We start from the raw sequence: 17,690 nt of genomic DNA, 5'->3' as shown, positions 1-17,690 counted from the left end.
CGCCCCGCCCCCGAAGCCGGCATGCCTCCGGGGCCGGCCGCCGCGCCCAGCCTCCCCGCCCCCGAAGCCACCGACCCACCCCACCCCGCCATGACACCCCCCCTCACCACCCGCCACCGCACAACCTGCCGAGCCGCCGTCCTCGGCTGTCTCCTCGCCGCCGCCGTCGCCCTCGTCCCCCCGACCGCCGCCTACGCGGACGGGATACGCGGCCAGCAGTGGGCGCTGGAGGCGATGCACACGCAGGAGGCGTGGCGGACGACGAAGGGGGCCGGGATCACCGTCGCGGTCCTGGACACCGGGGTCGAGGCGGACCACCCGGACCTGACGGGCAACGTCCTGCCCACGAAGGACCTCGTCGGCTTCGGCGCGGTCCCCGGCGAACGCGCCTGGGCCCGGCACGGCACCGCGATGGCCGGGATCATCGCGGGCCACGGGCACGGGTACGACAACGGCGACGGCGTCCTCGGCATCGCCCCGGAGGCGAAGATCCTCCCCGTCCGCGTGATCCTGGAGGACGGCGACCCCGCCCGCACCCGCGCCCGCAACACCCGCGGCAACGCCCTCGCGGAAGGCATCCGCTGGGCCGCCGACCAGGGCGCCGACGTCATCAACCTCTCCCTCGGCGACGACTCCGCCTCCGCGCACCCCGAGCCCGCCGAGGACGAGGCCGTCCAGTACGCGCTGAAGAAGGGCTCCGTCGTCGTCGCGTCCGCGGGCAACGGCGGCGACAAGGGCGACCACATCTCGTACCCGGCCGCCTACCCCGGCGTCATCGCCGCGACGGCCGTCGACAAGTACGGCGTCCGCGCCTCCTTCTCCACCCGCCGCTGGTACGCCACGGTCAGCGCGCCCGGCGTCGACGTCGTCATCGCCGACCCGGACCACAAGTACTACGAGGGCTGGGGCACGAGCGCCGCGGCGGCCTTCGTCTCCGGCGCCGTCGCCCTCATCAAGGCCGCCCACCCCGGCCTCACCCCGCCCCAGATCAAAACCCTCCTGGAAACCACGGCCCGCAACTCCCCCACAGGGGGCCGTGACGACTCCCGCGGCTACGGCTTCATCGACCCCGCCGCCGCGATCAAGGCCGCCACGAAACTCAAGCCCGAGGGCCTGGCCTCCCAGTCCTACGGCAAGGAGTACTTCGGCACGGGCCCCGACAAGGAGCACACCGACCAGACCGCCTCCGACTGGGCAGGCCCCCTCGCGGGCGGCGCGGGCGGGGTCCTGCTGGTGGCGTCGGTGGTGCTGTGGCGGGGGAGACGGCGGACGATCTAGAGAGGTGCGAGCTGCAATCCGCCATCGCCGTCCTCAGCTCCCGCACAGACCCCTCCTCGGTACGACGCCGGCGGCATCCCCCCGATAGGGTCGGTGACCGTGGCGAACAAGAACATTCCCGACCCCGGCTACTCCGACGACGACGGCAGCGCCGACCCGGCCCTGTCCGCCGCGCTCGCCGCATGGTCGAAGGACCGTACGGCCCTCCCTCCGGTCCTCGCGGCCCTGAAGGGCGCCCGCCTCCTGGTCCCCATCGTCGCCGTCCTCGGCGAGGTGGAGGAGGACGGGAACGGGCTCCGCCGCGAGAAGACCAGCGACATGGCCGTCCCTACCCTCAAGGCCGGCCCCCGCAAGGCCCTCCCCGCCTTCACCTCCACGCATTCCCTGGCCCTCTGGGACCCCACGGCCCGCCCAGTAGCCGTCCCCCTCCACCAAGCCCTCCAGGCCGCCGCCCACGAGAAGGCGGACACGGTAGTCCTGGACCTGGCGGGCCCGGTCCCCTTCGAACTGTCCGGCCAGGTACTGCTGGCCCTGGCAGAGGGCCGCACGACGACGGACCCGCTGGAGGACCCGGCGGTACGGGAGGCAGTGCGGGCAGCGGTGGCGGCGGAGGAGGGGGTCGAGCGTGCGTACCTGGGCCCGGGGGAGTCCGACGGCACTCTGGCGCTGGTGCTGGCGGAGGACGTCGTCCCGACGCAGGCGGCGAAGGCGGTCGCGGAGCGCTTGGCGGCGGACGAGACGCTCAGGGCTCGCCTGGTACGGGGACTGGACCTGGCGCTGCTGCCGACTGGGACGACGCCGTCAGGCGAGCCGTTGTTTTTTAGGGGCGCGGGGAACTGCGCGACCAGCCCCCACCGGCAGTCGGCCGAAACTCAGCCCTCTCAGCCGTAAACAGGCCCGGTGTACTTCTCCCCGGGCCCCTGCCCGACCTCATCCGGCACCAGAGAAGCCTCCCGGAACGCCAGCTGAAGCGACTTCAGCCCGTCCCGCAGCGGCGCTGCATGAAAACTGCTGATCTCCGTAGCGGACGCGTCCAGCAGCCCCGCCAGCGCAGCGATCAGCTTCCGCGCCTCGTCGAGATCCTTGAACTTCTCGCCCTCCTCGGTGAGCCCCAGCTTGACGGCTGCTGCGCTCATGAGATTGACGGCGACCGTCACGATGACCTCGACGGCGGGGACCTCGGCGATGTCGCGGGTCATTTCGTTGAAGTCGGGGGTGTCACTCATGGGGGACACGATAGGCGCCGCCCCCGCAGGGACCCCGCAGGGACCCCGCAGGGTCCCCCATTGCGCCCGGATTGGCCAGCACCGACGCGAACTGTTAATCTCGTGGAACGACCGGCTGGACACAACTGTGCCTGGCCCACAAGTGGAGGCTTCGAACTCCCACCCGACCACCCCCCAGGGGCGGCGGGTCACCGGTCAGACGGCCGCCCCTCGTGGGGGCGCCGCCGTCCGATGAGTACGCCCCGCGATCCTCGCGGCGGTGTTCCGGTAGTTCGAGGAACCCCGCATGTGATCGTTCGGGGCATTTTTTTGTCTCCGACGTGGTTGAAAGTCTTGAAGAGACAGACGTTACGCGGCGCTCGATCCAGGGAGTCGCGTGGTGCAACCGAGGAGGACTCATCAGCGTCGAGCCCCGCATCAACGACCGGATTCGCGTTCCCGAGGTGCGACTTGTCGGTCCCAGTGGCGAGCAGGTGGGTATCGTCCCGCTGGCCAAGGCACTGGAGCTTGCGCAGGAGTACGACCTGGACTTGGTCGAGGTCGCGGCGAACGCGCGCCCGCCGGTCTGCAAGCTCATGGACTACGGGAAGTTCAAGTACGAGTCGGCCATGAAGGCCCGTGAGGCGCGCAAGAACCAGGCGCACACGGTCATCAAGGAGATGAAGCTCCGGCCGAAGATCGACCCGCACGACTACGACACCAAGAAGGGTCACGTCGTCCGGTTCCTCAAGCAGGGCGACAAGGTCAAGATCACGATCATGTTCCGTGGTCGCGAGCAGTCCCGGCCCGAGCTGGGCTACCGGCTGCTCCAGCGACTCGCTTCGGACGTCGAGGAGCTCGGGTTCATCGAGTCGAACCCGAAGCAGGACGGCCGGAACATGATCATGGTTCTCGGTCCGCACAAGAAGAAGACCGAGGCGATGGCCGAGGCACGTCAGGCGCAGGAAGCCCGCAAGGCGGACGCGAAGGCCAACCCCGGCCGCTCGCAGAACCCGCTGGACCTGGCGGACAGCGAGTCGGACGAGCCCGCCGAGCTGGACGAGTCCGCTGAGGTCGCCGAGGTCGTCGAGACCCCTGCCGAGGCTCCCGCCGAGGCGTGATCCGAGGGACGCGAGTCCCCTGGGTCGAACCGACAGAACAACGACGCTCCACCCCGTGCCCGGTTTCACGACCGGGCACCGGAGCGCCACCGACGAGGAGAGTACGGCGCTATGCCGAAGAACAAGTCGCACAGCGGTGCCAGCAAGCGCTTCAAGATCACCGGCTCCGGCAAGGTGCTGCGCGAGCGCGCCGGCAAGCGCCACCTTCTTGAGCACAAGTCGTCCCGCGTGACGCGTCGCCTCACCGGCAACGCCGAGATGGCCCCGGGCGACGCCGCGAAGATCAAGAAGCTTCTCGGCAAGTGACGTGAAGCGCTTGACCACAAGCGCTTCACGCCTTCACCGGGACCTATTCGATTTCGGGTCGTGTGAGTCCAACCACGGCCCCGCTACAAGGAGTTAAAAAGTGGCACGCGTCAAGCGGGCAGTCAACGCCCACAAGAAGCGCCGGGCGATCCTGGAGCAGGCCTCCGGCTACCGTGGTCAGCGTTCGCGCCTGTACCGCAAGGCCAAGGAGCAGGTCACCCACTCGCTGGTCTACAACTACAACGACCGCAAGAAGCGCAAGGGCGACTTCCGTCAGCTGTGGATCCAGCGCATCAACGCCGCTGCCCGCGCCAACGGCATCACCTACAACCGCTTCATCCAGGGTCTGAAGGCCGCGAACGTCGAGGTCGACCGCAAGATCCTCGCCGAGCTGGCCGTGAACGACGCGAACGCGTTCGCCGCGCTCGTCGAGGTGGCCCAGAAGGCGCTCCCGGCGGACGTGAACGCCCCCAAGGTCGCCTGAGCATTCAGAGCCTGACTGTACGGACCCGCGGGACTACCTGCGGGTCCGTTTTGTTGACGTGAACCGCCTGAAAGAGACCTCATGACCCCCGACCTCATCTCCCCCCGCTCCCCCCGGGTCTCCGCCGCGCGGCGCCTCGCCAAGCGGAACTTCCGGAGCAAGGAGCGGCTGTTCCTCGCGGAGGGGCCGCAGGCGGTGCGGGAGGCGGCGAAGGGGACGCTCGTCGAGCTGTTCGCGACGGCCGAGGCCGCGGAGCGGTACGCGGACGTCGTGGGGGAGGCCAGGGACGCCGGTGCGCGGGTGCACCTCGCCGACGAGCAGGTCATCGCCGACATCTCCACGACCGTCACCCCTCAGGGACTCGTCGGGATCTGCCGGTTCCTCGACACCCCCTTCGAGGAGATCCTCGCCGCACGCCCGAAGCTCGTCGCCGTGCTCGCGCACGTGCGGGACCCCGGGAACGCCGGGACGGTGCTGCGGTGCGCGGACGCCGCCGGCGCCGAGGCGGTCGTCCTGACCGATGCGTCGGTCGACCTGTACAACCCGAAGGCGGTGCGCGCGTCCGTCGGTTCGCTGTTCCACCTGCCCGTCGCGGTCGGGGTGCCGGTCGAGACGGCCGTGGCGGGGCTGAAGGCCGCCGGGGTGCGGATCCTCGCCGCCGACGGGGCGGGTCAGGACGACCTCGACGCCGAGCTGGACCAGGGGACCATGGGCGGGCCCACGGCCTGGGTGTTCGGCAACGAGGCGTGGGGGCTCCCCGAGGAGACGCGGGCGCTCGCCGACGCCGTCGTCCGTGTCCCGATCCACGGAAAGGCGGAAAGTCTGAACCTGGCCACCGCCGCCGCCGTATGTCTGTATGCGTCAGCCCGTGCACAGCGCGCGCCAGGAGGGTGCCGCAGCGTCACCGACAGCTAGTCCCGGCAGGGACTAGTAGGGTGACGTGCTCGGGGGTCCTCGTCGTGGGAGGTGGGGTACGAGGATGAGTGCGGTCACGAGCGGTACACCGGAAGCCCGAAGGGCCTGGTGGCCGCCCGGGATGGGGCCGGACGAACTGCCGGACGGCCTGGTGGTCGCCGACGAGAACGGCCTGGTCGTCTGCTTCAACGCCGCGGCGCGGCGGATGACTGGGACCGCCGCGGCGGACGTCCTCGGCAGACCGCTGGAGAAAGCGCTTCCCCTGGAGGATCTGGACGGCCGCCGCTGGTGGCAGCTCACCGACCCCTACGGCGGCCTCGCCACCCGGGTACGACAACCCGAACGCAACCTCCTCCTGCCCGGCGGACGCGAGTTCCTCGTCTCCGCCACCTACGTCCGCGAACGCCCCGCGGGACCTGTGCGCCAGGTCGTCGTCTGCCTGCGCGACACCGAGGCCCGGCGCCGCACCGAGCGCTCCCACGCCGAGCTGATCGCGACCGTCGCCCACGAACTGCGCTCCCCCCTCACCTCCGTCAAGGGCTTCACCGCGACGCTCCTCGCGAAGTGGGAGCGCTTCACCGACGACCAGAAGCGCCTGATGCTGGAGACCGTCGACGCAGACGCCGACCGCGTCACCCGCCTCATCGCCGAGCTCCTCGACATTTCGAGGATCGACTCGGGGCGTCTTGAGGTCCGCCGTCAGCCCGTCGACATGGGGGCCGCCGTCGGCCGGCACATCCAGGCGTACGTCGCCGCCGGGCAGCCCGCCGACCGGTTCCTGCTGCGCATCGGGCAGCCGCTGCCCGCCCTGTGGGCCGACCCCGACAAGGTCGACCAGGTGCTCAGCAACCTCATCGAAAACGCCGTGCGCCACGGTGAGGGAACCGTCACGATAGACGTCACGTCCGCCGCGTCCCCCCGCGAAGGGGAGGGCACGGGCACGTCGGTCACCGTGAGCGACGAAGGGGCGGGTATCCCGGAGGAGTCCATGAACCGCGTCTTCACCCGCTTCTGGCGGGGCAGCAAGCGCGGCGGCACGGGCCTCGGGCTCTACATCGTCAAGGGCATCGTCGAGGCCCACGGCGGCGTCATCACCGTCGGCCGCGCCCCCGAGGGCGGCGCGCAGTTCCGATTTACGTTGCCCGTGGCAGCGCCTGCTTACCTCAGCTAGGCGGGCCACGGGCGCGTTCGAACATCCACGCCCCGTTAGACTCGGCCTTTGGCACCTTTGTGTCCCATGGAGCGCGTCGCGCCGGTCACGGGGACCTCCAGCCAGCCAACCGGAAGTACGGGAAGAGATGTCGGCACCGAATAAGTCGTACGACCCAGTAGAGGTCGAGGCGTTGAAACCGGAAGAAGTCGAGCGTATGCGGGACGAGGCGCTCGCCGCCTTCACCGCCGCCGACTCCCTCGACGCGCTCCAGGAGGCCAAGGTCGCCCACACCGGCGGCACCTCCCCGCTGGCGCTGGCCAACCGCGAGATCGGCGCACTGCCCCCGCAGGCCAAAGCCGCCGCGGGCAAGCTCGTCGGACAGGCCCGGGGCGCCGTGAACAAGGCCCTCGCCGCCCGCCAGACCGAGCTGGAGGCCGAGCGCGACACGCGGGTCCTCGTCGAGGAGGCCGTCGACGTCACGCTGCCGTACGACCGGATCCCGGCCGGCGCCCGCCACCCCCTGACGACGCTGTCGGAGCGCATCGAGGACGTCTTCGTCGCGATGGGCTACGAGGTCGCCGAGGGCCCGCAGGTCGAGGCCGAGTGGTTCAACTTCGACGCCCTCAACATCGGCGCCGACCACCCCGCGCGCGGCGAGCAGGACACCTTCTTCGTCGAGGCCCCCGACGGCACCGCCGACTCCGGTCTCGTGCTGCGCACCCACACCTCGCCCGTGCAGATCCGCTCCCTCATGGACCGCGACCTGCCGGTGTACGTGATCTGCCCCGGCGTCGTCTACCGCACGGACGAACTGGACGCCACGCACACCCCGGTCTTCCGCCAGGTCGAGCTGCTCGCGGTCGACGAGGGCCTCACCATGGCCGACCTCAAGGGCACCCTGGACCACATGGTCCGCTCCCTGTTCGGACCGGACATGAAGACCCGGCTGCGGCCGAACTTCTTCCCGTTCACCGAGCCGTCCGCCGAGATGGACATGGTCTGCTACGTCTGCAAGGGCGAGTCCGTCGGCAACCCCGACCGCCCCTGCCGGACCTGCTCCAGCGAGGGCTGGATCGAGCTGGGCGGCTGCGGCATGGTCAACCCCAAGGTGCTCGTCGCCTGCGGGGTCGACCCCGAGAAGTACAGCGGGTTCGCCTTCGGGTTCGGCATCGAACGTATGCTGATGTTCCGCCACAACGTCGAAGACATGCGAGACATGGTCGAGGGTGACGTCCGTTTCACCCGGCCGTTCGGGAGTGAGATCTGATGCGTATCCCGCTTTCCTGGCTGCGGGAGTACGTCGATCTCCCCGCCACCGAGACCGGCCGTGACGTCCAGGCCAAGCTCGTCTCCGCAGGACTTGAGGTCGAGACCGTCGAGCAGCTCGGTGAGGGTCTCAAGGGTCCCCTCGTCGTCGGTCAGGTCCTCACCATCGAGGAGCTGGAGGGCTTCAAGAAGCCGATCCGCTTCTGCACCGTCAACGTGGGCACCGCCAACGGCACCGGTGAGCCGCAGGAGATCGTCTGCGGCGCCCGGAACTTCGCCGTCGGCGACAAGGTCGTCGTCGTCCTGCCCGGCGCGGTCCTGCCCGGCGACTTCGCGATCGCCGCGCGCAAGACCTACGGCAGGACGTCCCACGGCATGATCTGCTCCAGCGACGAGCTGGGCATGGGCGACGACGGTACGAAGGGCATCATCGTCCTGCCGCCCGAGACCGAGGTCGGCAAGGACGCCATCGAGCTGCTCGAACTGGTCGACGAGGTCCTCGACATCGCCGTCACCGCCAACCGCGGCGACTGCCTGTCCATCCGCGGTGTCGCCCGCGAGACGGCCATCGCGTACGGCCTGCCGCTGCGCGACCCGGCGCTTCTCGACGTGCCGGGCCCGAACGCGTACGGCTACCCCGTCCAGGTCGCCGACCCCTTCGCCTGCGACCGCTTCACCGCGCGCACGGTGACCGGCCTCAGCCCCGAGGCGCGCTCCCCGATCTGGCTCAAGCGGCGCCTCCAGAAGGTCGGCGTCCGCCCGATCTCCCTCGCCGTGGACGTCACGAACTACGTGATGATGGAGCTGGGCCAGCCCCTCCACGCGTACGACCGCACCCTCGTCCAGGGCACGATCGGTGTCCGCCGGGCCGAGCGGGGCGAGAAGCTCAAGACCCTCGACGGCACCGAGCGCACCCTCGACGCCGAGGACCTCGTCATCACCGACGAGCGCGGGCCCATCGGCCTCGCCGGGGTCATGGGCGGCGCCGACACGGAGATCGCCGACCACGAGGAGGGCCAGGGCACGACGGACGTCGTGATCGAGGCCGCCCACTTCGACGCGGTCGCCATCGCGCGCACCGCCCGCCGGCACAAGCTGTCCTCCGAGGCGTCCCGCCGCTACGAGCGCGGCGTCGACCCCAAGGCCGCGCCCGCCGCCGCCCAGCGCGCCGTGGACCTCCTGGTCCTCCTCGCGGGCGGCACCGCCGAGGCCGGTGTCACCGAGGTCATCGCGCCCTCGGCGCCGCACACCATCGCGCTGTCCGCCGACCACCCCGACAAGGTCGCGGGTGTCGTCTACGGCCGCGAGACCGTCGTCCGTCGTCTCCAGGAGGTCGGCTGCGACGTGTACGGGCAGGACGAGCTGATCGTCACCGTGCCGTCCTGGCGGCCCGACCTCGCCGCGCCGAACGACCTCGCGGAGGAGGTCATCCGGCTGGAGGGGTACGAGAACCTGCCCTCCACGCTGCCCAAGCCGCCCGCCGGGCGCGGTCTCACCGCCCGCCAGCGCCTCCACCGCCGGGTGGGGCGTGCGCTGGCCGGTGCCGGGTACGTCGAGGCGCCGTCCTACCCGTTCGTCGCCGAGCAGGTCTTCGACCAGCTGTTGCTGGACGCGGACGACCCCGACCGCCGGGTCGTCAAGCTCACCAACCCCCTCAACGACGCGGAGCCCGCGCTGCGGACGTCGCTGCTGCCGGGGCTGCTCGGCGCGCTGCGGCGCAACGACGGGCGGGGGTCGCACGATCTCGCCCTGTTCGAGACGGGGTTGGTCTTCCACCCCCGCGCGGAGCGGACCGTCGCGCCGGTGTTCCCGGTGGACCGGCGGCCGTCGGACGCGGAGCTGGCGTCCCTCGACGCGGCCATTCCCGTCCAGCCGCGCCATGTCGCCGTCGTTCTCGCCGGTGCGCGGGAGCAGGCCGGCTGGTGGGGCAAGGGCCGTCCCGCCGACTGGGCCGACGCCGTCGAGGCGGGTCGCGCGGTGGCGCGGGAGGCCGGGGCCGAAGTGCTGGTCCGGCAGGGGCAGTACGGGCCGTGGCACCCCGGCCGGTGCGCCGAGTTCGTGGTCGTCGTGGACGGCGTCGAGACCGTCGTCGGACACGCCGGTGAGCTGCACCCCCGTGTCGTCAAGGCACTTGGGCTGCCCGCCCGCACCGCCGCGATGGAACTCGACCTGGACGCCGTGGAGTTGGCCGGGAACGACACTCCCGAGGCGCCCCGGATCTCGTCGTTCCCGGTCGCGACTCAGGACGTCGCGCTGGTCGTCGACGCCGGTGTGCCCGCCGCCGAGGTGGAGTCGGCGTTGCGCGAGGGCGCGGGTGAACTGCTGGAGTCCATCCGGCTGTTCGACGTGTACGAGAACGCCGAGCAGTTGGGGGAGGGGCGGAAGTCGTTGGCCTACGCGCTGCGGTTCCGGGCCCTGGACCGGACGCTGACGGTCGACGAGGCCTCGGCCGCGCGGGATGCGGCTGTGGCGCTGGCCGGGGAGAGGTCGGGGGCGGTCCTGCGGGGCTGAGCCCGAAAAGGACCTTCACTCGTCCGGGTGACAAGTGCGGGCACGACAGCCCCCTCCGGCTGTCCCGCCGACAGAATGCAGACCGGCCTCTCGGGGCCGGTCTGTTTTCTTTCCTGGCCTAGATGGGGGGCCGTCAGGGATGTTCGGCATCAGGCGGTCGTTGGGGTGGGTCGCCGCGCCCGTGATGTTGGTGAGTGCGTATCAGGCGGTGTGTCCGCTGCTGGGCGGGGCGATGGTGCTGGTCGTCGGGGGCGGCGCCGTGCTGCACCTGCACCGGGAGTTGCGGCAGGCCCGGTGGGTCGCCGGGGTCGCGCAGAGCGTGCTGCTGCGGCCACTGCCGCCTCGCGTGGAGGGGCTCGGGGTCGCCGCCGTCCAGGTCTCCGCCGAGCGGGGCGCCTCGGTGGGCGGGGACCTGTACGACGTCATCGGCACGGAGTTCGGGGTGCGGGTCGTCATCGGCGACGTCCGGGGACACGGACTCGCCGCGCTCGGCACGGTGGCCGCGCTGCTCGGGGGGTTCCGCGAGGCCGTCCACGACGAGCCCGACCTCGGGGGTGTGCTGCGGCGCTTGGAGCGCACGTTCACGCGGCATCTCGGGGAGCGGGAGGAGGAGTTCGTCACGGTCCTGTTGCTGGAGATCGGGGTGGACGGAGGTGTCCTCGCCCTCAACTGCGGGCACCCGTGGCCGTACTTGATCACGGGGTCCAGGGTTCTTCCCTTGTCGAGGGCCGATCCTCTGCCGCCGTTGGGCGCGCTCCCGTTGCCGGCCGACCTGGCGACGGAGCACGGATTCCTCCTGGCCGGTGAGTCCATGGTCCTTTTCACGGACGGCGCGGAGGACGCGAGGGACAGAAGGGGCCGCTTCTTCCCGCTGCCGTACATGCTGGAGCGGGCGGCGGCTGAACACGGTGGTTCACCAGGGGAGTTGGTCGCGGTGGTCATGTCGGACCTGCTGAGACACGCGGCGGGAAGGCCGACGGATGACGCAGCACTCCTAGCACTGTGCAACAGGCGTGACGGCAACGCCTTTAGGGGCGCGGGGCAGCATCTATCAGCGGCTCCGCCGCGGGGCGCGACCAGCCACATAGAACCCGCACCCGACATCACACCCTTCGCCCCCCATCCTTAGTCGAACCCTCCGACCGGGAACGCCACTTCAAGGGGGAGCCGGCGTCCCGGCCGGAGGCAGACCAGTGAACCGCCCCACCCCTCCGCCCGAACACCGAGCGCACCCCTCGAATGCGAGCGCTCCCTTCACACCCCGTGTGAACCCACCCCCACTACGCTGTCCCCACCGAGCCACAACCGGGGGCACCCATGCAGCCCAACACCCTCCTCGACGCCATCCTCGACGAAGCCGGCATCTCCCACGCGGGCCTGGCCGCACACGTCAACCTGGCGGGGCGCAAACGCGGACTGGCCCTGCGTTACGAACACACCGCGGTGGCCCGCTGGTTGAAGGGCCAGCGCCCGAGAGGCCAGGTCCCGGACCTGATCTGCGAGGTCCTGGCGACCCGCCTGCACCGCCCGGTGACGCTGGACGACATCGGTCTCGGCGTCCCGGGGGAGCCGAGCGCCCCCCACTCCGGCACCCTCTCCGGCTTCGTGGAACGAGCAACCGCCCTGTGGCGCTCGGACGAACAGCAGCGCCCCCACATCCTGGGCGCTCCTGCGGTCACCGGTACCCCCGCGGTGATGCCGGTGTGGGAGTGGGAGAACCCGCCGGAGGACGTGGACGTCTCCCGGGGCGGCCGGCACCGCGTGACGCCGGGGGACATCGAGATGCTGCGGGCGGCCCGCGCGCACTACGAGCAGATGTACCGCAAGGCGGGCGGCGTCGCGACGCGCTCCAGGATCGTCGGCTTCCTGAACGCGGAGGCGGCCCCCCTCCTGAGGGGCGGCTACACGGACGCGACGGGCCGCCAACTGCACCGCGCCACCGGCGGGTTGGTGGCGATCGCCGGGATCTGCGCGTACGACTCGGACGCGCACGGCCTCGCGCAGCGCTACTTCCACCAGGCGCTGCGGCTGGCGAAGGCGAGCGGGGACCGGGGACTTGGCGCCTACGTCATCGTGCTGCTCGTCAACCAGGCCCTGTTCATGCGGGAGTTCCGGCAGGCGGTGGCGTTCGCGGAGGCGGCCCTGCGGACGGCGGGCCGGCACATCACGCCCGCTCTCGCCTCGGACCTGTACGCGATGCAGGCCAAGGCGTACGCGCACCTCGGTGACGGCACGAGCGCGGTCTCCTGCATCCGGCGCGCGGAGACGGCGGCCGACCGGATCCGGCGGGGTCACGAACCCGACGAGACGGGCTATGTCCAGCCGGGTCTGGTCAACGTCCAGGTCGCGGAGGCCCTGCTGAGCCTCGGTGACATCACGGCCGCCGCCGAGCACGCCGCCGCGGCCGTCGACACCCCGGCCCACGACCGGGGCCGCGTCCACCGGCTGGCCATGCTGTCCACGATCGAGCTGCGGCAGGGCAACGCGGACAAAGCGGTGGTCACGGCCGTCGAGATGGCCGAGCAGGCGCGGGGCATGGAGTCCCAGCGGCTGCGCGACCGGCTCCGCGAGGTCCGCGAACACCTCGCGCGCAGCGGCGGCGCCGGGACGGCCGAGGCCGCGGAACTGATCGACGGTTCGCTGAGAGTCCCGCTCTAGGAGAGTGTTCGGCGCGAAGCGGGGAAGCCGCACGAAGGGGGCGCATGCTCCCCGCGTGGCGCCACCCCGACCTTCCGTGCGCCCCCCAAGCAATCATCCCCTGCTGCGATATTGCCCCTTACCCGACGGAAGGTGGCAGAACCGTGCAGTGGACGAAAAAAAACGAACAGGCCGTCTACTCGAACCGGTGGTTCAGCGTCAATCTCGCGGACGTGGAACTGCCCGACGGCCGGCACCTGGACCACTTCCTCATCAGGCTGCGCCCGGTCGCGGTCGCGACGGTGGTCAACGAGGCGAACGAGGTGCTGCTCCTGTGGCGGCACCGCTTCATCACGGACAGCTGGGGGTGGGAACTCGCGGCAGGCGTCGTCGAGGACGGCGAGGACGTCGCGTACGCGGCGGCGCGTGAGCTGGAGGAGGAGACCGGCTGGCGGCCGGGACCCCTGCACCACCTGATGACCGTGGAGCCGTCCAACGGCCTCACCGACGCCCGGCATCACATCTACTGGTCGGACGAGGGGGAGTACGTCGGACACCCTGTCGACGACTTCGAGTCGGACCGCAGGGAGTGGGTCCCGCTCAAACTCGTCCCCGACATGGTCGCCCGGGGTGAGGTCCCGGCCGCCAACATGGCCGCCGCCCTGATGCTGCTGCATCACCTCAGGCTCGGCTAGTCAGCCGGCCGGGACGGTCAACGTCCCATCCGCTCCCACAAGGTGGCCACCAGCGCACCGACGGAGGTGATCGCCGCGAGTGAGGGAAGCGGCCAGCGACGGTGTTCGAGGGTGACTATCCGCGTGCTCAGCTGGTCCAGCTCCTTGGCGGTCTCCTCCGTGCGATGGTTGAGCAGCGCCAGTCCTCCCTCGACGCGGGCGTAGGCCACGTCGAGTCGGCGCCGTAACTCTGCGAGTTCTTCGGTCTTCGTGGGATGTGCCGGATCGCCGGTCACCTCTCCACTCCTCTCCGCGATGATCCGTGATGGTCCGTAGTGGAACGCCGTCCCTTGTATGCGCATGAAAAGTGAACTCGCCTGGTGGGCGCGTGGGGAGAGTGCGCGGCGGGCATATGCGGGCCCGGCGCGCACACGGTGTGTGAATGCCGCGGGCCCGGCGCTCCGAAGAGCGCCGGGCCCGATACCGGTGACGGTGCGTGGTCAGCCGTAGGTGTAGAAGCCCGCCCCGGACTTCCGGCCCAGCCGGCCCGCGTCGACCATGCGCGCGAGCAGCGGGGGAGCGGCGTACAGGGGCTCCTTGTACTCCTCGTACATCGAGTGCGCGACGGACGCGACCGTGTCCAGGCCGATCAGGTCCGACAGCTTCAGCGGGCCCATCGGGTGGGCGCAGCCCAGCTCCATGCCGTTGTCGATGTCCTCGCGGCTCGCGATGCCCGTCTCGAACATCCGGATCGCGGAGAGGAGGTAGGGGATCAGCAGCGCGTTGACGACGAAGCCTGAGCGGTCCTGGGCGCGGATCGCGTGCTTGCCGAGGAGCTTCTCGGCGAAGAGCTGGGCGCGGGAGAGGGTGCCCTCGGAGGTGGTGAGCGCCGGGATCAGCTCGACGAGCTTCTGGACCGGGGCCGGGTTGAAGAAGTGGATGCCGATCACGTGGTCCGGGCGGGAGGTGGCGACGGCGAGCTTGACCAACGGGATGGAGGAGGTGTTGGAGGCGAGGATCGCGTCCGGGCGGGTCACGACCTGGTCCAGGACCTGGAAGATCTCCGTCTTCACCTGCTCGTTCTCGACGACCGCCTCGATGACGAGGTCCCGGTCGGCGAACTCGCCGAGGTCGGTGGTGAAGCTGAGGCGGGCCTGCGCGGCGTCCCGCTCCGCCTCGGTGATCTTGCCGCGCTCGGCGCCCTTCGCCAGGGAGGTGAGCAGCCGGGTGCGGCCGAACTCCAGGGCCTCACCGGTCGTCTCCGCGACCTTCACGTCGAGCCCGGCGCGGGCGCAGACCTCGGCGATGCCGGCGCCCATCTGACCGCAGCCGACCACTCCGACGCGTTCGATGTCGGTCACGTGAATCCTCTCGCTGTGCTGATCCTGCTCCGAACGTGCACGTTACTAGCAAGTATCGATGATCGATCGCCGGGGTCGGGCATGCTGAGCCCCGAGACAATCCGCACACCGCGTTTCAAAGGGGTTCTGCTATGGGGCGACTGACCCGGCGGGCGTTCACGCTCGCGGCGTTCTCGGTGGTCGCGGGGGCGACGGCGACGGCCTCGGCGGCGACGCGTGTCGACACCGGGACGTACGGGGAGGCGGGGGCGCGCGAGATGCGGGGCATGTGGCTCGCGACCGTCGCCAACCGGGACTTCCCCTCCAAGGCCGGGCTCACCGCGAAGCAGCAGCGCGCCGAGCTGATCTCCTGGCTCGACCTCGCGGTCCGCTCCAAGCTCAACACGGTGATCCTCCAGGTGCGGCCCACCGCCGACGCGCTGTGGCCGTCCCCCTACGAGCCCTGGTCCGCCGTCCTCACCGGGACGCAGGGCAAGGATCCGGGGTGGGACCCGCTGGGGACGGCCGTGCGGGAGGCGCGGGCGCGGGGGCTTCAACTGCACGCCTGGTTCAACCCGTTCAGGATCGCCAACCACGCGGACCCGAAGAAGCTCGTCGCAAACCACCCGGCGCGTGTCCACCCCGACTGGGTCGTCACCTACGGCGGACGCATGTACTACAACCCCGGGCTGCCGGAGGTGCGGACGTTCGTGCGGACGGCCATCCTCGACGCCGTGCGCCGCTACCCGCTCGACGCCGTCCACTTCGACGACTACTTCTACCCCTACCCGGTCGCCGGACAGACCTTCGACGACGACGCGGCGTACGCGAAGCACGGCGCCGGCTTCCCCGACCGGGCCGCCTGGCGCCGGCACAACGTCGACGGCTTCGTCCACGACATGGCCGTCCGGATCAAGAAGACCCGCCCCGGCACCGCCTTCGGCATCAGCCCCTTCGGGGTGTGGCGCAACAAGTCGAACGACCCGCTCGGCTCCGACACGCGTTCCGCGCAGTCCTACGACGACAACTTCGCGGACACCCGGAAGTGGGTGCGGGAAGGGTGGCTCGACTACGTCGTCCCGCAGGTGTACTGGAACATCGGCTTCCCCGCCGCCGACTACGCGAAGCTGATCCCCTGGTGGGCGGCCGTCGCCAAGGGCAGCCGCACCCGCCTCCACATCGGCGAGGCCCTCTACAAGGCGGGCGACCCGGCACAGCCCGCCGCCTGGCAGGACCCCGCCGAACTCTCCAAGCACCTCACGCTGGCCGACAGGTACCCCGAGGTGAAGGGGCACGTGTTCTTCGCGGCGCGGGAGGTGAAGGGGGATCCGATCGGGGCGTTCGCGAAGGTGGTCGCGGACCACTACACCAAGAGGAACGCGAACGTGAAGTAGGTGCAGCCGTGGGGTGAGCCGTCAGCTTCGCGCGCGTTGGGTGACCGCGATGCAGACCAGGACCGCGACGGCGGTGAGCGGGGCCGCGAGGGTGAGGGGTTCGCCGAGGAGGAGGACCGACCAGACGAGGGTGAGCAGCGGCTGGGCGAGTTGGAGCTGGCTGGCCTTGGGGATGCCGATCGCGGCCATGCCCCGGTACCAGACGACCAGCCCCAGGAACTGGGACCCGGCGGCGACCCACAGCACTCCGGCGATGCCCCGCGCGTTCGGCTCGATGCCCTCGTGCGCCAGCGCCACCGCCCCGACGGCCACCGTGAGCGGCAGGCACAGCACCAGCGCCCACCCGATCACCTGCCACCCCGGCATGGCCCGCGCGAGCCGCCCGCCCTCGGTGTACCCGGCGGCGCACACCACCAGCGCCCCGAACAGATACGCGTCCGCCCCGGTCAGCTCCCCACCGCTCTGCGCCACCGTGAACCCGGCCACCGCGACCGCCCCCGCCCCGGCCGCCACCCAGAACGTCCGCGAGGGCCGCACCCCCGTCCGCAACGCCGAGAACAGGGCCGTCGTCAGCGGCAACAGGCCCACGACGACGGCCGCGTGCGCGGTGGACGACGTCTGGAGCGCGAGGGTCGTCAGCAGCGGGTACCCGATCACCACGCCCAGCGCGACGACCCCGATCCCGGCCCAGTGCCGCCGCTCCGGCACCGGCACCCGCAGCGCCAGCAGACACCCGCCCGCGACGACCGCCGCGAGCACGGACCGCACAGCGACGAGCGACCAGGGCCCGAAGCTCTCCAGGCCCCAGGCGGTGGCGGGGAAGGTGAGGGAGAACGCGATGACGCCGAGGGCGGCTTGGAGGGTGCCGAAGCCGGGGCGGGGGGCGGGGGCGCCGGGCACCGCTATCCGGGTCCGCACGATAGCGCTATTCTCTGTCTTCATGTACGAGCGTAGCAGCGTCACCGACCTCGCCGCCAAGCTGCGAAGTGAACTCGACCGCTACTCTCCTGGTGGAAAGCTGCCGTCCAGTCGGGCTCTGGTGGACCGGTTCAAGGTCAGTCCTGTCACCGTCTCCCGGGCCATCGGGCAACTTGTCGCCGAGGGGCTTGTGGTGACCCGGCCGGGCGCGGGGGCGTTCCGTGCGGGGGAGCGGCGGACGGCGCCGGCGACCCCCGCGGACACCTCGTGGCAGGAGGTCGCGCTGAGTGCGGACGGTGCCGAGGGGCTTGTTCCCCGATCTGTCGACGCGACCGGTGTCACCGTCTCGCTGGCCGTCCCCCCGCCCGGTGTCATCGAGTTCAACGGCGGCTATCTGCACCCCTCCCTCCAGCCGGAGCACGCGATGTCGGCGGCGCTGGCGCGGGCGGGCCGCAGGCCGGGGGCCTGGGGGCGGCCTCCGCTGGAGG

The 17,690-nt window shown here is 71.1% G+C and carries 18 protein-coding genes; 14 read left to right on the top strand and 4 right to left on the bottom strand.

The window, feature by feature from the left end; all coding sequences use genetic code 11:
• Nucleotides 1-90 precede the first annotated feature (90 nt).
• On the top strand, nt 91-1,278 hold the full coding sequence (gene mycP / locus ACVNF4_RS19475; RefSeq protein WP_461804123.1) for a type VII secretion-associated serine protease mycosin: 1,188 nt from the start codon (nt 91-93) through the stop codon (nt 1,276-1,278).
• Between the two features lie 99 nt (nt 1,279-1,377).
• Nucleotides 1,378-2,169 carry an SseB family protein gene (locus ACVNF4_RS19470; protein ID WP_461804121.1) on the top strand — a complete coding sequence of 264 codons (792 nt, stop codon included), beginning with the start codon at nt 1,378-1,380 and terminating at the stop codon, nt 2,167-2,169.
• Here the strand turns inward: ACVNF4_RS19470 and ACVNF4_RS19465 are convergent.
• Nucleotides 2,160-2,504, bottom strand: coding sequence for a DUF1844 domain-containing protein (locus ACVNF4_RS19465; RefSeq protein ID WP_461804120.1), 345 nt, complete (start codon nt 2,502-2,504; stop codon nt 2,160-2,162). The two genes, ACVNF4_RS19470 and ACVNF4_RS19465, sit on opposite strands and share 10 nt — an antisense overlap.
• A gap of 398 nt (nt 2,505-2,902) precedes the next feature.
• Between ACVNF4_RS19465 and infC the strand changes: the two genes are divergently transcribed.
• The 10 genes from infC to ACVNF4_RS19415 all read left to right on the top strand — a co-directional run bounded on the left by infC (nt 2,903) and on the right by ACVNF4_RS19415 (nt 13,571).
• Entirely contained in the window at nt 2,903-3,604 is a 702-nt protein-coding gene (gene infC / locus ACVNF4_RS19460; RefSeq protein WP_461804122.1) for a translation initiation factor IF-3, read from the top strand.
• 111 nt (nt 3,605-3,715) lie between these two features.
• Nucleotides 3,716-3,910: a 50S ribosomal protein L35 gene (gene rpmI, locus ACVNF4_RS19455; protein WP_003977225.1), complete on the top strand. Its 195-nt coding sequence runs from the start codon at nt 3,716-3,718 to the stop codon at nt 3,908-3,910.
• A gap of 100 nt (nt 3,911-4,010) precedes the next feature.
• Nucleotides 4,011-4,394 carry a 50S ribosomal protein L20 gene (gene rplT, locus ACVNF4_RS19450; protein WP_461804119.1) on the top strand — a complete coding sequence of 128 codons (384 nt, stop codon included), beginning with the start codon at nt 4,011-4,013 and terminating at the stop codon, nt 4,392-4,394.
• 81 nt (nt 4,395-4,475) lie between these two features.
• Nucleotides 4,476-5,309 carry a TrmH family RNA methyltransferase gene (locus ACVNF4_RS19445; RefSeq protein ID WP_461804118.1) on the top strand — a complete coding sequence of 278 codons (834 nt, stop codon included), beginning with the start codon at nt 4,476-4,478 and terminating at the stop codon, nt 5,307-5,309.
• A 64-nt stretch (nt 5,310-5,373) separates the two neighbouring features.
• Nucleotides 5,374-6,480, top strand: coding sequence for a sensor histidine kinase (locus ACVNF4_RS19440; RefSeq protein ID WP_461804117.1), 1,107 nt, complete (start codon nt 5,374-5,376; stop codon nt 6,478-6,480).
• A 127-nt stretch (nt 6,481-6,607) separates the two neighbouring features.
• Complete coding sequence (gene pheS, locus ACVNF4_RS19435; RefSeq protein ID WP_461804116.1) at nt 6,608-7,729, top strand: phenylalanine--tRNA ligase subunit alpha; 1,122 nt, start codon at nt 6,608-6,610, stop codon at nt 7,727-7,729.
• Nucleotides 7,729-10,239, top strand: coding sequence for a phenylalanine--tRNA ligase subunit beta (gene pheT / locus ACVNF4_RS19430; RefSeq protein WP_461804115.1), 2,511 nt, complete (start codon nt 7,729-7,731; stop codon nt 10,237-10,239). The genes pheS and pheT overlap by 1 nt, the downstream gene beginning before the upstream one ends.
• A gap of 139 nt (nt 10,240-10,378) precedes the next feature.
• A complete protein-coding gene (locus ACVNF4_RS19425) occupies nt 10,379-11,368 on the top strand; it encodes a PP2C family protein-serine/threonine phosphatase (RefSeq protein WP_461804114.1) in 990 nt (329 codons plus the stop codon).
• 188 nt (nt 11,369-11,556) lie between these two features.
• On the top strand, nt 11,557-12,897 hold the full coding sequence (locus ACVNF4_RS19420) for a transcriptional regulator (protein ID WP_461804113.1): 1,341 nt from the start codon (nt 11,557-11,559) through the stop codon (nt 12,895-12,897).
• A 143-nt stretch (nt 12,898-13,040) separates the two neighbouring features.
• Complete coding sequence (locus ACVNF4_RS19415; protein ID WP_461804112.1) at nt 13,041-13,571, top strand: NUDIX hydrolase; 531 nt, start codon at nt 13,041-13,043, stop codon at nt 13,569-13,571.
• Between the two features lie 17 nt (nt 13,572-13,588).
• Here ACVNF4_RS19415 and ACVNF4_RS19410 read toward each other — a convergent pair whose 3' ends face one another.
• Together ACVNF4_RS19410 and ACVNF4_RS19405 are read right to left on the bottom strand one after the other, a co-directional pair.
• On the bottom strand, nt 13,589-13,846 hold the full coding sequence (locus ACVNF4_RS19410; RefSeq protein WP_461804111.1) for a hypothetical protein: 258 nt from the start codon (nt 13,844-13,846) through the stop codon (nt 13,589-13,591).
• A gap of 204 nt (nt 13,847-14,050) precedes the next feature.
• A complete protein-coding gene (locus ACVNF4_RS19405) occupies nt 14,051-14,911 on the bottom strand; it encodes a 3-hydroxybutyryl-CoA dehydrogenase (protein ID WP_461804110.1) in 861 nt (286 codons plus the stop codon).
• A gap of 131 nt (nt 14,912-15,042) precedes the next feature.
• Here ACVNF4_RS19405 and ACVNF4_RS19400 point away from each other — a divergent pair, with 131 nt between their 5' ends.
• Nucleotides 15,043-16,284, top strand: a complete 1,242-nt coding sequence (locus ACVNF4_RS19400) for a glycoside hydrolase family 10 protein (RefSeq protein WP_461804109.1) — start codon at nt 15,043-15,045, stop codon at nt 16,282-16,284.
• A gap of 21 nt (nt 16,285-16,305) precedes the next feature.
• Here ACVNF4_RS19400 and ACVNF4_RS19395 read toward each other — a convergent pair whose 3' ends face one another.
• Nucleotides 16,306-17,226, bottom strand: a complete 921-nt coding sequence (locus ACVNF4_RS19395) for a DMT family transporter (RefSeq protein WP_461804108.1) — start codon at nt 17,224-17,226, stop codon at nt 16,306-16,308.
• On the opposite strand from ACVNF4_RS19395, the gene ACVNF4_RS19390 reads away from it, so the two are divergent.
• A partial coding sequence (locus ACVNF4_RS19390) for a GntR family transcriptional regulator (RefSeq protein ID WP_461804107.1) occupies nt 17,225-17,690 on the top strand: 466 nt, incomplete at its 3' end. The two genes, ACVNF4_RS19395 and ACVNF4_RS19390, sit on opposite strands and share 2 nt — an antisense overlap.

Source organism: Streptomyces sp. S6 (assembly GCF_054880855.1).
This window is presented reverse-complemented; position numbering and strand designations above follow the sequence as displayed.

Coding starts and splice junctions, on each gene's coding strand:
- ACVNF4_RS19440 (WP_461804117.1), top strand. CDS start 5,374: ATGAGTGCGGTCACGAGCGGTACACCGGAAGCCCGAAGGGCCTGGTGG.
- ACVNF4_RS19425 (WP_461804114.1), top strand. CDS start 10,379: ATGTTCGGCATCAGGCGGTCGTTGGGGTGGGTCGCCGCGCCCGTGATG.
- ACVNF4_RS19400 (WP_461804109.1), top strand. CDS start 15,043: ATGGGGCGACTGACCCGGCGGGCGTTCACGCTCGCGGCGTTCTCGGTG.
- rpmI (WP_003977225.1), top strand. CDS start 3,716: ATGCCGAAGAACAAGTCGCACAGCGGTGCCAGCAAGCGCTTCAAGATC.
- ACVNF4_RS19420 (WP_461804113.1), top strand. CDS start 11,557: ATGCAGCCCAACACCCTCCTCGACGCCATCCTCGACGAAGCCGGCATC.
- pheT (WP_461804115.1), top strand. CDS start 7,729: ATGCGTATCCCGCTTTCCTGGCTGCGGGAGTACGTCGATCTCCCCGCC.
- ACVNF4_RS19445 (WP_461804118.1), top strand. CDS start 4,476: ATGACCCCCGACCTCATCTCCCCCCGCTCCCCCCGGGTCTCCGCCGCG.
- ACVNF4_RS19395 (WP_461804108.1), bottom strand. CDS start 17,226: ATGAAGACAGAGAATAGCGCTATCGTGCGGACCCGGATAGCGGTGCCC.
- pheS (WP_461804116.1), top strand. CDS start 6,608: ATGTCGGCACCGAATAAGTCGTACGACCCAGTAGAGGTCGAGGCGTTG.
- mycP (WP_461804123.1), top strand. CDS start 91: ATGACACCCCCCCTCACCACCCGCCACCGCACAACCTGCCGAGCCGCC.
- ACVNF4_RS19465 (WP_461804120.1), bottom strand. CDS start 2,504: ATGAGTGACACCCCCGACTTCAACGAAATGACCCGCGACATCGCCGAG.